Origin of the sequence: Hymenobacter negativus, assembly GCF_017571495.1 — a bacterium.
Taxonomy (GTDB): Bacteria; Bacteroidota; Bacteroidia; order Cytophagales; family Hymenobacteraceae; genus Hymenobacter; species Hymenobacter negativus.
Genome location: NZ_JAGETZ010000011.1, coordinates 197,357 through 211,914 on the forward strand (window position 1 = coordinate 197,357; position 14,558 = coordinate 211,914).

12 protein-coding genes are annotated in these 14,558 nt (G+C 60.7%); 6 read left to right on the top strand and 6 right to left on the bottom strand.

Annotated features, from left to right (window positions below; translation table 11 throughout):
* Window positions 1-44 precede the first annotated feature (44 nt).
* The gene (locus tag J4E00_RS20840) at window positions 45-473 is read left to right on the top strand and encodes a nuclear transport factor 2 family protein (protein ID WP_208177206.1); all 429 of its coding nucleotides are present in this window, start codon (window positions 45-47) and stop codon (window positions 471-473) included.
* A 90-nt stretch (window positions 474-563) separates the two neighbouring features.
* On the opposite strand, the gene J4E00_RS20845 is transcribed toward J4E00_RS20840, so the two are convergent.
* Window positions 564-1,535: a hypothetical protein gene (locus J4E00_RS20845; RefSeq protein ID WP_208177207.1), complete on the bottom strand. Its 972-nt coding sequence runs from the start codon at window positions 1,533-1,535 to the stop codon at window positions 564-566.
* 296 nt (window positions 1,536-1,831) lie between these two features.
* Window positions 1,832-3,196, bottom strand: coding sequence for a Fic family protein (locus J4E00_RS20850; protein ID WP_208177208.1), 1,365 nt, complete (start codon window positions 3,194-3,196; stop codon window positions 1,832-1,834).
* A 531-nt stretch (window positions 3,197-3,727) separates the two neighbouring features.
* Here J4E00_RS20850 and J4E00_RS20855 point away from each other — a divergent pair.
* A complete protein-coding gene (locus J4E00_RS20855) occupies window positions 3,728-4,831 on the top strand; it encodes a polysaccharide lyase family 7 protein (RefSeq protein ID WP_208177209.1) in 1,104 nt (367 codons plus the stop codon).
* Window positions 4,832-4,953: 122 nt separating this feature from the next.
* On the opposite strand, the gene J4E00_RS20860 is transcribed toward J4E00_RS20855, so the two are convergent.
* The 3 genes from J4E00_RS20860 to J4E00_RS20870 all read right to left on the bottom strand — a co-directional run bounded on the left by J4E00_RS20860 (window position 4,954) and on the right by J4E00_RS20870 (window position 9,580).
* On the bottom strand, window positions 4,954-5,367 hold the full coding sequence (locus J4E00_RS20860) for a hypothetical protein (RefSeq protein WP_208177210.1): 414 nt from the start codon (window positions 5,365-5,367) through the stop codon (window positions 4,954-4,956).
* Between the two features lie 45 nt (window positions 5,368-5,412).
* The gene (gene scpA / locus J4E00_RS20865) at window positions 5,413-7,572 is read right to left on the bottom strand and encodes a methylmalonyl-CoA mutase (RefSeq protein WP_208177211.1); all 2,160 of its coding nucleotides are present in this window, start codon (window positions 7,570-7,572) and stop codon (window positions 5,413-5,415) included.
* A 226-nt stretch (window positions 7,573-7,798) separates the two neighbouring features.
* On the bottom strand, window positions 7,799-9,580 hold the full coding sequence (locus J4E00_RS20870) for a methylmalonyl-CoA mutase family protein (protein ID WP_208177212.1): 1,782 nt from the start codon (window positions 9,578-9,580) through the stop codon (window positions 7,799-7,801).
* A 191-nt stretch (window positions 9,581-9,771) separates the two neighbouring features.
* Here J4E00_RS20870 and J4E00_RS20875 point away from each other — a divergent pair, with 191 nt between their 5' ends.
* The 4 genes from J4E00_RS20875 to J4E00_RS20890 all read left to right on the top strand — a co-directional run bounded on the left by J4E00_RS20875 (window position 9,772) and on the right by J4E00_RS20890 (window position 14,001).
* The gene (locus tag J4E00_RS20875) at window positions 9,772-10,539 is read left to right on the top strand and encodes a 5'-nucleotidase C-terminal domain-containing protein (RefSeq protein WP_208177213.1); all 768 of its coding nucleotides are present in this window, start codon (window positions 9,772-9,774) and stop codon (window positions 10,537-10,539) included.
* 87 nt (window positions 10,540-10,626) lie between these two features.
* Window positions 10,627-11,565 (top strand): bifunctional metallophosphatase/5'-nucleotidase, encoded by a 939-nt coding sequence (locus J4E00_RS20880; protein ID WP_208177214.1) that lies wholly within the window; start codon window positions 10,627-10,629, stop codon window positions 11,563-11,565.
* A gap of 343 nt (window positions 11,566-11,908) precedes the next feature.
* On the top strand, window positions 11,909-13,474 hold the full coding sequence (gene dnaA / locus J4E00_RS20885) for a chromosomal replication initiator protein DnaA (protein ID WP_208177215.1): 1,566 nt from the start codon (window positions 11,909-11,911) through the stop codon (window positions 13,472-13,474).
* A 71-nt stretch (window positions 13,475-13,545) separates the two neighbouring features.
* Complete coding sequence (locus tag J4E00_RS20890; protein WP_317196654.1) at window positions 13,546-14,001, top strand: Uma2 family endonuclease; 456 nt, start codon at window positions 13,546-13,548, stop codon at window positions 13,999-14,001.
* A gap of 2 nt (window positions 14,002-14,003) precedes the next feature.
* On the opposite strand, the gene J4E00_RS20895 is transcribed toward J4E00_RS20890, so the two are convergent.
* Window positions 14,004-14,498 (bottom strand): hypothetical protein, encoded by a 495-nt coding sequence (locus J4E00_RS20895; protein WP_208177216.1) that lies wholly within the window; start codon window positions 14,496-14,498, stop codon window positions 14,004-14,006.
* Between the last annotated feature and the right edge of the window lie 60 nt (window positions 14,499-14,558).

Sequence of the window (14,558 nt, forward strand, 5' to 3'; positions counted from 1 at the left end):
TCGTAACGGATGCTATATTTAGGCTTTTACATGCATTTCTTGCCATGTCCAAGGCATTTTTGATAGCGGCAATGCTACTTGCCGGGGCTACTGCCCAAGCCCAGACGGCTCCTTCGGCTCCGGCCAAACCGGCTGCTGCCGAAACGCCCGAGCAGCTGGTGCAGCGGCAGGTGGATGCCTACAACGCCGGCAGCGCCGCCCGTTTTGTGGCCACCTACGCCGAAAACGCGGAACTGCTGGATTTCCCCAGCAAGCCCCAGCTCACCGGCCGGACCAAACTAACGGAGTTCTACAACAAGTTCTTCACCTGGGCCCCGCATGTCCACTGCGATGTTGTGAGCCGGACGGTGCTGGGCAATAAAATCATCGACCATGAGCGCGTGACGGGCCTGCCTAACGGCAAAACCGTGGACGCTGTGGCCATCTACGAAGTCGAAAATGGGCTGATTCGCCGGGTGACGTTCATTGAGTAGCCCGTTGCCGGGAGGCGCGCCAGGTAACGATAACACAACAGCGGCCCGGAAGTGATTCCGGGCCGCTGTTCGTATGGAGGATGGCAGGGATTAGCCCAGCACCGTGATTTCGACGTGCACCGCTGCGGGGCTGCCGTTTTGCACCAGCACGTACTGGCCGGATGCGCCCAGGGCGGCGGCCGTCACGTCCAGCTCGCTAACCTCCTGGGTGAGCGTTACAAAGGTGAATATCTTGCTGCCGGGAGCCACCGCCCGGCCCACCACGGCCTCCTGGTGCGGCGCGGGCACGGCCAGGCGCAGGTGCAGCTTGGTAGTGGCCAGCAGCGGCGTGCTGAGAAGCACGCTGCCGGTGTCTTCGGGGGCTACGGTCAGCTCGTGGGTTTCGTGGGCGGCCGGGGCGGGGCCGCTCAGGCGGAAGAGCTTGAGGGTGGCGGCATCGGCGGCAAAGAGCACCTTGGCCGCCGCGCTCACCTCCTGCCCGTAGCCGTAAGCCAGGTTTTGCACGGTCACGTAGTGGTCGCGGCCTTCGGTGTTGGTGCCTTTGGTCACTTCCTGGGTGGTGTTGGTGTCGGCCAGCTCGGTCACGAGGGTGCCCAGCGCAGCCAGCTGCGCGGCGGTGTAGCCTTTGGCAGCCAGCGCGGCGTGGTCGCGAGTGGCCGAGGTGAAGGCCGTTTGCAGCAGGCTGCGCATCTGGTCGTGCTGCTTGCGGGCGGCTTCGTAGCTGCTGCGGCCGTAGGTGGCCATGCGGCCGGCGTTGTGCGGAAACGCCCGGCCCACGTAGTAAAACAAGGTTTGCACGCCAGCCCGGGCGCGGTCCATCACGTCTGTTACTTCGGCGGTGTCTTCCATCAGCTCGCCGGTGCGCACGGTGTGGTCGGGCTCGGCATCGGCCGCGTCGATGGCCGCCAGCCAATCGGTGCCAAACGCCGCATCAAACTCGGGGTTGAAAGCCTGAAACGCGGCCGCGTGGCTGGCGTAGTGTTCGTGCATGGTGCGCATGTCCTGGCGCATGGTAGCGTCGGCAATGGTGTAGTGCCGCTTAATCGGGGTAGCAGTCTGCATGTTGTTGAAAATGAAAGGTGAACGATAGGCGTACAATGTACTGCTATAGTCAGCTATTTCCGACTTCCATCTGCTGGTTTCCGCCTCCCAGTTGCCAATTTCCGCCGGCGGAAACGCCCAACTGGGAGGCGGAAACCCACAGCTACGGTTCGGAAACCCGCAACTGCCATCCGAAACCTCCCATCTCCCGCCCGGAAACCGCTGCCTAAGGTTCGGAAAGCCATAGCCGCGCAGCGGAAAGCCCCGGCTAGTTGCCGGGGCACGCAAAAGGCCCGCCGGGTGGGGCGGGCCTGGGGTTAGGCGGGGGGCGTATCGGCCTCGGCTACTTTGGCGGCAATGAAGTCGTAGACTTTGTTGGCGAGCTGGTAGTTGAGGTCGTGGATGCGGGCGTGGTCGTATTCGCTTTTGTAAAGCGAAGAGAATATGGGTTCCTCATTATCACTCGTGGAGAGAGGTAGTGTACCTATTAATAAAGAGACAATGAATCCAGTTTTATTAAAGGCAAATGATAGGCGTACTATTAAACTAAAAGTATTGTTAAGTTGCCGAAACTCTTTTAGAGAAAACCAGATGTATGCACTTTTAAGAAGCACTTCATTATCAAATGCTAGTTGAGGACTAACACCATGAATACCTTCTGGTATACCTTCAGCATGAACGCCAACAGCAGATTCATTATGTAAAAAGAAGGCATAGAATCGCTCCATCTGCTGTGTAAAGTCAAACTGCCAAAAGCTAAATACTAGATTGTAAAATTCTGATTGGGTTTCCTTAGACCAGATATTTGTAATGGCGTCCTCGCGGCTCAGCACCTGCTTCTTCAGCAGTGCGAGCTTCTTATCCAAATCATCCGGCTCATCAATGGATTCACCTTTCGCGGCGCGAATCATTAGCTGCAAGCCAGCTTCCACGTTTTCGATGATGAAACGGAGGAAGGGTTCGGGGTCGCCGGCATCGGCGGCGGAGAGGGCGGCGAGGTAGCGGTTGCGGTCAGTGGCTTTGATGACGGTCATGGGGTAGCCGTGGCGCAGCAGAATCAGGTTCATCAGCAGGCGCGACATGCGGCCGTTGCCGTCGTCGAAGGGGTGGATGCGGACGAAGCGGTAGTGAAACTCGGCGGCCAGGGCTACGGGGTGCATCGTGGGAGCGGTTTCTTCCTGGCGGTACCAGTCCACGAGGTCGCGCATTTGGGCCGGGGTGTCTTCGGGGCTAGCGAAGTAGAACATCTCGCCGGTGGCCGTGAGCACGTTGTTGGGCTGCTGCTTGTACTGGCCGGGCACAATCATCTTGCGGGTGGGCTGGCCGGTGGCGGTTTGGGCGGAGGTGTAGTAGGCCTCGCCCAGCAGCACCTCGTGCATGCCCCGGATGAACTGCTCGGTGAGGGGCCGCTCGTCGCGCACGAAATCCTCCAGCCACAGCACCGCCTCGTTGTGCCCCTTGATGTCGAGGTGGTCGCGCATGGGCTTGCCGGCCGCCGTGAGGCCGTGCAGCAGCAGCGAGCGGGTTTCGCCCAGCGTGAGGGAGTTGCCCTCAATGGCGTTGGAGTTGTAGTTCCATTCGAGCCGAAACTTTTGCAGCACCCGTTGCTCCTGTTCGGGCGCGAGGGGGCGCAGGCCGTCGAGGTCGGCTTTGAGGCGGTTGATTTCGGTGAAGAGGGGCATGGCGTAGGCGGACGGTGAAGGGTACAAAAATGGGTATAAATAATGGCAGGCCGTTAGGTAGAACACGCGCTAGAAGGGCTGGTACGGGGCAGTATGCCTTGCCGAGCAGGTTCATTTGCTGACTACTAATCGGTCGTGCCTGTTGCGCCCGTCTTCATCGAGTAGGCAGGTGCTGAAGTATTAGCTGTAAGCATGCGGATAAGTTATTTTTCCAAGACAACGTTACCGGAAACGTTGTCTTGGAAATCGAGGCATAAGATTATGGCATTTGCTTGACTGTGAAGGGTGGCGGCCTGTACCATTGCGTACTGTCTGCGGCGTGAGCAGGGAAATAGGGGAGGCCGTAGGTCGGTAGAGAAATTGCATTTTAAAGCGCCGTGGCACTGGCGTGTTTGGTCCGCTTTGTTGCCTTGTTGTTGCGTTCGTTTTACTGCTATCCAAGCAGCGGCTGGGCCCTGCGTGCCCAAGCGCTGGCCCGGCCAAGTTTCCGTCCTTCTGTCTTTCCATTCCCACCCAACTCATCATTGCCTGATGAAAAAGTTTACGCTCCTGGCCATTGGCCTGGCGTGTGGCCTGGCGGCCTCCGCCCAAACGCTCACCCCCCAGCAAGTCCTGGTCGATTTGTCGCCGTGGAAGCTCACGCTGCCCGTCGACGACACCGGCGGTACCGCTGGCAAGGCCGCCAGCGTCTCGTCGGCAAAGCTGGTGGCGGGCTACTCTAACCCCAGCTACTTCCACACCATTGCGCTGGGCAGCACCAACCACGTCGAGTTCTGGTGCCCCAGCAACGGGGCCACCACCTCGCCCGGCACCGGTTCCGACCACCCACGCACCGAGCTGCTGGAAGCCAACGGCTGGCGCATCAGCCGGGGCGGCACCCTGTTTGCCCGCGCCCAGGTGCTGCAATACCCGCCGAGCACCGGCGACATCATCATCGGGCAAATCCACGGCGGGGCCGTGACCGAAAACGGTGTGACCACTAGCTACGCCAGCGCCCCGTTTGTGATGCTGCACGTCCGGAACGGGCAAATGTTTATCGTGGTGAAAGGCACGACCAGCGGCAACACCGGCACCGTGCAAAAAACACTGTTCACCAACGTGGCCCTCAATCAGAAAATCGTGTACAAGCTGCGCACCGACGGCACCCGCATCTACGTGGCAGCCAGCTGCGCCAACGCCACCCCCGACCCCTCGCTCACGCCCACGGCCAGCGGCACCGTGAGCTGGTCGGTGCTGGTGCCCACACCGTGGCAGGGGCTGCCCGTGCGCTTTGCCGCCGGGGCCTACGTGCAAGACGTGAGCTCCAGCAGCACCGACGGCGGCCGCATGGCCTTCTCGGAGCTGACCCTCACCAACTCCGCTGCCGGCCGCTCGGCGCTACTCGCCGCCGCCCCAGCCAGCACGCTCACCCCCGATTTCCAGCTGTATCCCACCACCGTCAGCACCCAGCTGGCCGTGGCCGGCCCCACCGGCAGCTCCCTCACCATTGCCGATGCCCTGGGCCGCGTGGCCCTGCGCCACACCCTGGCCCAAGCCGAAACCACCGTGCCCGTGGCCTCGCTGCCGGCCGGCATCTACTACGCCACCCTGCTCACGCCCACCGGCCGCCAGGTGCAGCGCTTTGTGAAGGAGTAAGGACCCTATAGGTACTACGAAAAAAGCCCGGCCATTTGGCCGGGCTTTTTGGGGTTGGGGTGTAGCGGAGGGGGAATGAAAATGCTAGTAGGAAAGGAGCGATTTACTGCCGACAACACTGGCTAGTTAGCAGGAAGCTCTATCCACCGGTGTTCAAGGAATAGGCTGATACCTATCGTCACGAGGCAATAGCTGAATAACATCAGCAAATACTCGGGCTGCATTACCACAACAAAGCCTACGACCGGCAGCAACACGCCGGGGGCCAGCACGCAGCAGAGGATATCGTAACCGATGGCCCGCCACCGCAGCAATCGATAGTAGTTTTTGGCGCTTGGTGCCGTTGTTAGTTCTACTTTACAAAGCCGGCCTACACGTGCCAGCGTCGCACAGATGAGTACCAGGTAGCCCCAGTCCTCTTCGGCCCACATCTTGTATTCCAGCAGATAGAAATACCGAAAGCCTTGGTAGAGCAGAAAAAATACCAGCAGCGGGAGCACCGTAACGAGTAAGCTTCTGGAAGTGTAGTTTCTCATGGACCTGCTGGCTTAAAGTAGCTTCAGTTTGGTAGCCGCCATTCACTACTCCCCCAGCTTCCCCAGAATCTCCAGCGCGGCGGTGGCGATGACCGTGCCGGGGCCGTACACGCCGGCCACGCCGGCATCGTAGAGGAACTGGTAGTCCTGGGCCGGAATCACGCCGCCGGCAATCACCAGAATGTCTTCGCGGCCGAGCTGCTGTAGCTCCTGCAGCAGCTGGGGGAGCAGGGTTTTGTGGCCGGCGGCGAGGCTGCTCACGCCCACCACGTGCACGTCGTTGTCGGCGGCCTGGCGTGCCACTTCGGCGGGCGTTTGGAAGAGGGGGGCCAGGTCCACGTCGAAGCCCACATCGGCGAAGCTGGTGGCAATGATTTTGGCGCCGCGGTCGTGGCCGTCCTGGCCCATTTTGGCCACCAGCATGCGGGGGCGGCGGCCCTCCTGAGTGGCAAAGGCATCAGCTGCCGCCCGGGCTTGCTCGAAGGCTTCGTTGTGCGACATTTCCTGGGAATACACGCCCGCTACGGTGCGCGTGGTGGCCTGGTGCCGGCCAAACTGGGCTTCGAGGGCATCGGAGATTTCGCCGAGGGTGGCACGGGCACGGGCGGCCGACACGGCCAGGGCGAGGAGGTTGTGGGCTTCTTTGTTGGCGTCGGCGGCCAGGTCGTTCAGGCGCACGCCAGCGGCTTCGGTGAGGGCGGCCAGGGCCACCTTCACGGCGATGGGGTCGCGGTCGGCGCGCACTTGCTTGAGGCGGGCAATCTGGCTGGTGCGCACGGCGTCGTTGTCGATGTCGAGCACCTCGACGTCGGTTTTCTCCGTGGTCTGGTACTTGTTCACGCCCACGATGATTTCCTTGCCCGAGTCGATGCGCGCCTGCTTGCGGGCAGCGGCTTCCTCGATGCGTAGCTTGGGCAGGCCGGTTTCGATGGCCTTGGCCATGCCGCCGAGGGCTTCAACTTCCTGAATGAGCGCCCAGGCCTTATCGGCCAGCTCGTGGGTGAGGGTCTCGACGTAGTAGGAGCCGCCCCAGGGGTCCACTACCTTGGTGATGTCGGTTTCGTGCTGCAGGTAGAGCTGGGTGTTGCGGGCAATGCGGGCCGAGAAGTCGGTGGGCAGGGCAATGGCCTCGTCGAGGGCATTGGTGTGCAGGCTTTGGGTGCCGCCGAGGGCTGCAGCCAGCGCCTCGATGGCCGTGCGGGCCACGTTGTTGTAGGGGTCCTGCTCGGTGAGGGAGTAGCCCGAGGTCTGGCAGTGGGTGCGCAGGGCCAGGCTCTTGGGGTTGGTGGGGTTGAACTGCTGGAGGAGCTTGGCCCAGAGCAGGCGGCCGGCCCGCAGCTTGGCAATCTCCATGAAGTGGTTCATGCCAATGGCCCAGAAGAAGCTCAGGCGCGGAGCAAACTCGTCAATCTTCATCCCGGCGGCCAGGCCGGCGCGCACGTATTCCAGGCCGTCGGCCAGGGTGTAGGCCAGCTCCAAATCGGCGGTGGCACCAGCCTCCTGCATGTGGTAGCCCGAGATGCTGATGCTGTTGAACTTGGGCATGTGCGCCGCCGTGTAGCTGAAAATATCGGCGATGATGCGCATGCTTGGCGCGGGCGGGTAGATATAGGTGTTGCGCACCATGAATTCCTTCAGAATGTCGTTCTGAATGGTGCCGGACAGCTTTTCGGGCGTCACGCCCTGCTCCTCAGCCGCCACAATGTAGAAGGCCAGCACCGGCAGCACCGCCCCGTTCATGGTCATCGACACCGACATCTGGTCGAGCGGAATCTGGTCGAAGAGGATTTTCATGTCCTCCACCGAGTCGATGGCCACGCCGGCCTTGCCCACGTCGCCCTGCACCCGGGGGTGGTCGGAGTCGTAGCCCCGGTGGGTGGCCAGGTCGAAGGCCACGCTCAGCCCTTTTTGCCCACCGGCCAGGTTGCGGCGGTAGAAGGCATTACTGGCCTCCGCCGTGGAGAAGCCCGCATATTGCCGGACCGTCCACGGATTCTGCACATACATGCTGGCGTAGGGTCCGCGCAGGTACGGCGCCTGCCCCGCGCCAAAGCCCAGGTGGTCGAGGCCCGCCACATCAGCGGCCGTGTACACGGGTTTGATGGCAATGCCCTCCGGCGTGGCAGTAGCAGCAGTTTCGGGCGCAACGGGCGCAGCTGGAGCAGTGGCGGCGTTGTAGGGAATGGTGGAGAAGTCGGGCTTCATGGGTGGGAGGGATGGCGAAGAGGCATCGGTCATTGCGAGTGGAGCGCAGCGCAACGCGGCAATCCGTTCTCCCAACGCGCAAAGCCCTGAGATGTGAGAAGCGTTTTTGAGGGAGTGCTTCTATGATATGGCTTAAGAGGTCTGCTTTGTGAAGGCGTTTGTCACATTATATGAGTTGGTCGCATTGGCGGACGGATTGCTTCGTGCAGCGTCCTCGCGATGCCAATTACCGGCCCTGCAAACGCGCCAGCACTTCTTCGGTGGTGTAGCCCTGCACCTTCATTTCCTGGAAGCCGAACACGCGCACCGCTTCGTGCAGCGTAGCCATGTCGGAGCTGAGCAGGGCGGGCGGGATAAAGTGCTGCTTCTCGGCCGGAATCTGGTAGATGAAGCGGGCGAATTTCTGAAACTGCTCGGGGGTGGCATACATCAGCGTCGCTTCTTCGGGTGAGGAGTAAAGCACCGACAGCGTACCCAGCGGGTGGCTGGCCGCTATTTCGGGTCGCTCGTGCGGCAGCAGCATCTGCACGAAGGTGTCCATAATTACCTGGTTGGTATTGGTGCCCAGCAGCACCACGGCGGCGCGCTTGCTTTTTTTCTCACGGCGCTCGAAGTGCATGGCTGTGGCCAACCGCAGCACTTCGGTCGGGTAGGCGGCCCGCGTCACATCAAAGGCCGACGAACGCAGCAGCTTTTTGGGGTGGAAGCTGAATTGCTCCTTTGCATTCTGAAAGCGGTTGGTGCCCACAATTACCTGCTGGCCGCTGGCAATGCGACGGAAGGTTTCGGTGGTCACGGCCTTGATGTCATCCAATACTTTGCCGCGCACAGCGGGCAGCCCACCAGCGGCTTCGGTTTGCTGAAAGAGTGTCCAGGCCTCTTGAGCCAGCTGGTCGGTGAGGGTTTCGAGGTAATAGGAACCGGCGGCGGGGTCCTGCACCTTGCCCAACCCGGACTCTTCGCGCAGCAGCACGGAGAGGTTGCGCGCTAGGCGGCCAGAAAAGTCGTTGGCCTCGGCAAATAAGGCATCGAATGGTGCTACGCTTAGTGAGTCGGCGCCACCCAGCACGGCGCTCATGGCCTCGGTGGTGTGGCGCAGCAGGTTGGTGTGTGGGTCCAGCGTGGTCATCGTCCAGGAAGCCGTGGCGGCGTGGATGCGCAGGCTGGCATTGAGGCTGGCAGGCAGGCCGAAGCCGTGCAGCAGCGTGGCCCACAGCCGGCGCAGGGCGCGCAGCTTGGCAATCTCGGGGAAGTAGCTGGGTGCGATGGCCACGTGCACGTGCAGCGTGCCGGCTACTTCGGCGGCGGTCGTTTCGGCATCGGGCAGCTCGGCTAGCAGCGCCGTGGCCGTGCTGATGGTATAGGCAATCTGCTGGGTAATGGTCGCGCCCCGGTTTCCAAAAAAAGCTCCATTCACGGCCAGGGCCCGGAAGTCGGGCATGGCTGTGGTCAGGCGCACGCAGCGGCGCAGGGCCGTGCGGTAGTCGGCCAGTTCGGCTCCTTCGGGCACCGGGCCGGGGGCAAAGCGCAAGAAGCCGCGTAGTGCTGTGCCCGGCGCGGCATCTACCAGCTGGCTGAGCAGCACGTCGGGCTTTTCGGTAACCGTGTAGCCGACGAAGGTGCGGGCCAGCGGCAGCTGCTCGGCCAGGTAGTGCACGGCAAAGGTCGAGGCATCGGCCAGCACGAAGTGAATGCCGTCGGCACCGTTGGCAAGCGCGGCGGCCGCCTGGTCGATTTCGGGACGGCCGTCGCCGGTGGGCACTTGCAGCGCAGGCACGTTCAGCCAGGGGCTAACGGGGTGGGGCAGGGGCATCGGTGGGCCACCCAGGGCCGCCAGGGCCTCACGGTGGTAGAAGGGCTCAACCGCGAAGCCATCGGGCAAGGGCCAGCGTAGGGTAGCTGGGTCCTGGCCTTTGAGGTCGCGGGACAGGCGGGCCAGCCACTCGGCAGTGGTCACGGATGGGAATTCGGCGAAGGAAACGGGCGTGGCCGTGGGGGTGTCGGACATAAGAGTAAGCCGTTTTGGGCACTACTATCAGGGTAGGTGCTGCAACTACGCAACCTGCCTAAAACAGGCCGAAAGATACCGCGCCGGGCCCGAAGCTGTGCCCATTGCTCATGAGCCGGTCGGGTTCGCATCGTAGCTTTGCTTATAATAGCCTTCGGCTGCGTTTGCATCCGGCCCGCCTATCTGAATACATGCTGCACAATCCAATTCGCGTTACGCTCGCCGCGTTGTTGCTCGGCCTCGTTATCACTCCCGGCTGCCAGCGCGCCGCCTACGTGCCTACGGCCCGCTTTGCACCCGTTACGAGCCAGCCGGTAGCCAAAACCCAGGCCGAGGACCCGGCCATTGCGGCCCTCATCGCGCCGTACCACGACAAGGTGACGGCCCAGATGGCCGAAGTGCTGGGCACCGCTCCGGCTCCGCTCACCAAAGCGCCCGGCGAAAACCCTTTGTCCAACTTCGTGGCCGACTTGCAGCGCGAGCGCGCCAGTAAGGAGTTGAAAGAGCCCATTGCGCTGGGCGTGATGACCAACGGCGGCCTGCGCGCCGGCTTCGCGGCGGGCCCCGTCACGCTGGGCTCGGTGTTTGAGCTGATGCCGTTTGAGAATGAGCTAGTGGTGCTTGACGCGCCCGGCCCGGTGATAGAAGACCTGTTTGAGTATGCGGCCCACATCAAAATGGCCGTGTCGGGTGCTACTTACACCGTCACCTTCGATGGTCAGCCCAAGGATATTCGCATCGGTGGGCAGCTGTTCGACGTGAACCAGGACCGAACCTACACCATTGCCATTTCCGACTACCTCGCCACCGGCGGCGACAACCTGTCGTTCTTCAAAGCCCTTACACCCCGCCACACCAACGTGCTGCTCCGCACCGCTATTGCCGACCACATCCGCGACCTCACCAAAGCCGGCCAGCCAATTTCGGCCCGGGTTGAAGGCCGGGTAAAAGCCAATTAGCAGTTATTCGATTAGCAGGGAGCAATCGACCACGTTGTTCCTGTTAAAATGGATAACTGTTCACTGATAACTGTTTACTAAATAAAAATGCAGCGCCGCGAATTCCTCCGCAACTCCCTTCTGGGCACCGCCGGCCTCACCGTGCTGGGCGGTCTGGCCAATTCGGCCGAAGCCGCTAAGGCTCCCATCAAGCTCACCATCCTGCATACCAACGACATGCACTCGCGCATCGAGCCCTTCCCTGACAATGGCGGGCAGTGGGCCGGGCTGGGCGGCATGGCGCGGCGGGCGGCCCTCATCAAAGACATTCGCGCCAAAGAAGCCAACGTGCTGCTCCTCGATTCGGGCGACATCTTCCAGGGCACGCCGTATTTCAACTTCTTCGGTGGCGAGCTCGAATACAAGCTCATGAGCCAGATGGGCTACGACGCCAGCACCCTGGGCAACCACGACTTCGACAACGGCCTCGAAGGCCTTCAGCGCCAGTTGCCCAACGCCACTTTCCCCTTCCTCATCGCCAACTACGACTTCTCGAAAACGCCGCTGGCCGGCCGCTTCGCTCCTTACAAGGTGTTCGAGAAGCAAGGTATTCGCATTGGCGTATTTGGTCTCGGTATTGAATTGGCGGGCCTGGTAGCCGATAAAAACTTCGGCCAGACCGTGTACCTCGACCCCGTGGCTAAGGCCCGGGAAATGGCGGCCCAGCTGCGCGGCCCCGAAAAGTGCGACCTCGTTATCTGCCTCTCGCACCTCGGCTACAAGTTCGACAGCTCGCCCACCAAAATTGAAGACCGCAAGCTGGCCGCCCAGGTGGCGGGCATCGACCTGATTCTGGGTGGCCACACCCACACCTTCATGGATGCGCCCGAGCCCATTGCCGGCCCCAGTGGCCACACCACGCTTATCAACCAAGTAGGCTGGTCGGGCATCAACCTTGGCCGGCTCGACTACGAGTTTGCCCACGGCACCAAGCGCGGTGGGCTGGCGCAGGCCTCGGTGCTGCCGGTCCGCGAAATAATTGGCTAGCCGGGAATCATTTTTAGACGCCGCTTACGTTAAAGGGCACTTCGGCAATCGGTCGAAGGGCCCTTTTTCCATTCGGCCGGATTGTCCGGCGCTGTCATCTGCCGGGCGGGGCTTCACCAAGTCCAGCTATTCTTTTGGTGGGTTTGACAGGGAAAAAATAACATTGACCGAATGGTTTACTGTCCTGCTAGAACTTGCGAAAAAGCAAGGGCGAATGGGCTTTTTTTCTCGCTAAGTTTTCCACAATTTTGTCCCCCTCTAAAAAATAATGCGGCTTTAAGCCCGTCAATTACCATCCTTTTTTTGCTGCCGATTTGCAGCCGATTGTTGCCTAATTAGTCTCATGCTCAAGGATTTTCGTACGGTTTGGGCAGGCTGCTTGCGCAGCATCTCGGCGGAAATCGGGGAGCAGAGCTTTAGGACCTGGTTTCAGCCCATCGTGCCCGTCGAGCTAAAGGGCAACGTGCTGACCATTCAGGTGCCCAGCGCCTACTTCTACGACTGGCTGGAGGAACATTATGTTGACGAGCTTCGGCGCGCCCTCTACCAGCAACTAGGGCCCGAAGGCCGCCTCGAATACAGCGTGGTGGTGGACCAAGGCAACGAGCAGGCTCCACCCCGTGCCCTGCACCTGCCGCCCACCCGCAAGCAGGCTGCACCCGACCCGCGCGATACGCCCCAGCCGATGCCCAGCGCGCAGCCCGTAGGCAACCCGTTGGCCGGCAGCGCCCGCGCCGGCTCGGCCCGCTATGTGGCTTCGGGTGCGGTGCGGTCGGCTCAGCGCAGCAACTTCGGCACCAACACTCTGGCGGGCGTCGAAACCGTGGCCCTGCCACGCAACCCCTTCGAGCAGGCCCGGCCTATGGACGGCAACCTGGTGCCTTCGCAGCTCAACGGCTCTTATACCTTCGACAACTACATTGAGGGCGACTGCAACCGCCTGGCCCGCTCCGCTGGCCTCGCGGTGGCTAATAAGCCTGGCACCACCAGCTTCAACCCGCTGATGGTGTACGGGGGCGTGGGCCTGGGCAAAACGCACCTCGTGCAAGCCATTGGTAACCACATCAAGGCCACGTCACCGGAGCGGTTCGTGCTCTACGTCTCAGCCGAGAAGTTTACCAACCAGTTCATCGACAGCGTGCAGCGTGCGCAGGTGCAGGACTTTGCGAATTTCTATTTGCAGGTTGATGCCCTGATTCTGGACGATGTACAGTTTCTGGCCAACAAGGGCAAGACACAGGAGATGTTTTTCCACATCTTCAACCACTTGCACCAGTCAGGTAAGCAGATTGTGATGACTTCTGACCGGCCGCCCAAAGACCTGCAAGGCCTGGAAGACCGGCTGTTGAACCGCTTCAAATGGGGCCTGACCGCCGACGTGCAAAGCCCCGACTTCGAAACGCGGGTGGCCATCATCCGCAACAAAATGGAGCAGGATGGCATCGATATTCCGCCGGACCACGTGGTGGACTACCTCGCCAACTCGGTGCATACCAACGTGCGCGAGTTGGAGGGCGTTATCGCCTCGCTGGTGGCCCAAAGCAGCCTGAGCCGCCGCGACATCGACTTGGAAATGGTGAAGCAAGCCCTGCGCCACATCATTGAGGAAGTGGAGGCCGAAGTTAACCTCGACTTCATCCAGAAGACCGTGGCCGCCTACTTCAGCATCTCAGTAGAGCTGCTGAAGGACAAGACCCGCAAAAAAGAAGTGGTGACCGCCCGTCAGGTGGCCATGTATTTCGCCAAGCACCACACTTCGCACACGCTGAAAACCATTGGTTTCCACTTCGGTGGCCGCGACCATACCACCGTGATGCACTCGGTACAAACCGTGTCGGACCTAGTGGATTCAGATAAGAAATTTCGCGACCAAGTGGACGAGCTGCGCAAGAAGTTCGCCAAGAAATAAGGCACCTATTTCCGGGCCAGTGTCGTTACATTTGGGAAAGCCCTTGCCCCATTCAAACCACACTGGTTGAAATCTCAGACTACGAGCTTGAGCGCGGAAAGCCCATACCCAGCGAAAATCACGGGAGCATTCAACTCAATGTTGGATTCGAGCTTAAATTACGATATCGTGAATCATTCCGGTTCAGGTCGGAAGTGAATGTGGCTATTGGTGAGCGGGTGATAGTGCCTGATGTTGCCATTTTTCCCTACGAACCAATCAATTTGAGCAGCGACAGTATTGTGTCGCAGCAACTGCCGCTTACCACCATTGAGATTTTGTCTCAGACTCAAGCATTGAGCGACCTAATAGCGAAGGCCAATGCCTATTTCCAGGCCGGGGTAAAATCCTGCTGGATTGTGCTCCCGGAAGTCAGTGGGATTTTTGTGTACAGTGCGCTAGGCAAGTACACTTTTTTCCACGATGGCGAAACGCTCACCGATGTGGCCACGGGAATTGAACTGCCACTCGCGCCCTTGTTCGAATAAAGTTAAACCGCTGCCGCTGGGCTGATTTCCTGCAAGGGCAGGTTATGCTTGGCAGCGAAGTCGCGCACCTGCTCGCGGAAGCTCATCTTGCGCATTTTGCCTTTCACTTCCCGCAGGTTGAGGGCATAGATTTCGCCGTCTTTCTGGCGGACGCGCAGCACCAACGGTTTCAGCTCCAGCGCCGAGATGTTTTCGGCGGCAAATACCTGCTTGGGGCGAAACAAGCCGTTTTTGTGCACAATGTAGCCGGGCGTGAACTCCAGATAGCTCTGGGTGCCAAAAATGGGCGCATTGTTCACCAGCACGTAGCCGAGGTAAACCAGCGTGAACACCAAGAAAACCCAGTGCAGGAAATGGTAGTCCTGGGCACCGGTATTGCTAAACATGCCGAACAGCACGTAGGCCAGCCAGAAAAAACCAATGGCCATTTGGCCCCAGAACGGGACGCGAGAGTTGTTGGCGGGGCGAAGGCGGATGCGAGTAGTACCAGTGGGCATGAGGCAAATTTAGGACGAAGATTTTAACTGATGCTGTAAACATAGAACGTCAAGCTGAGC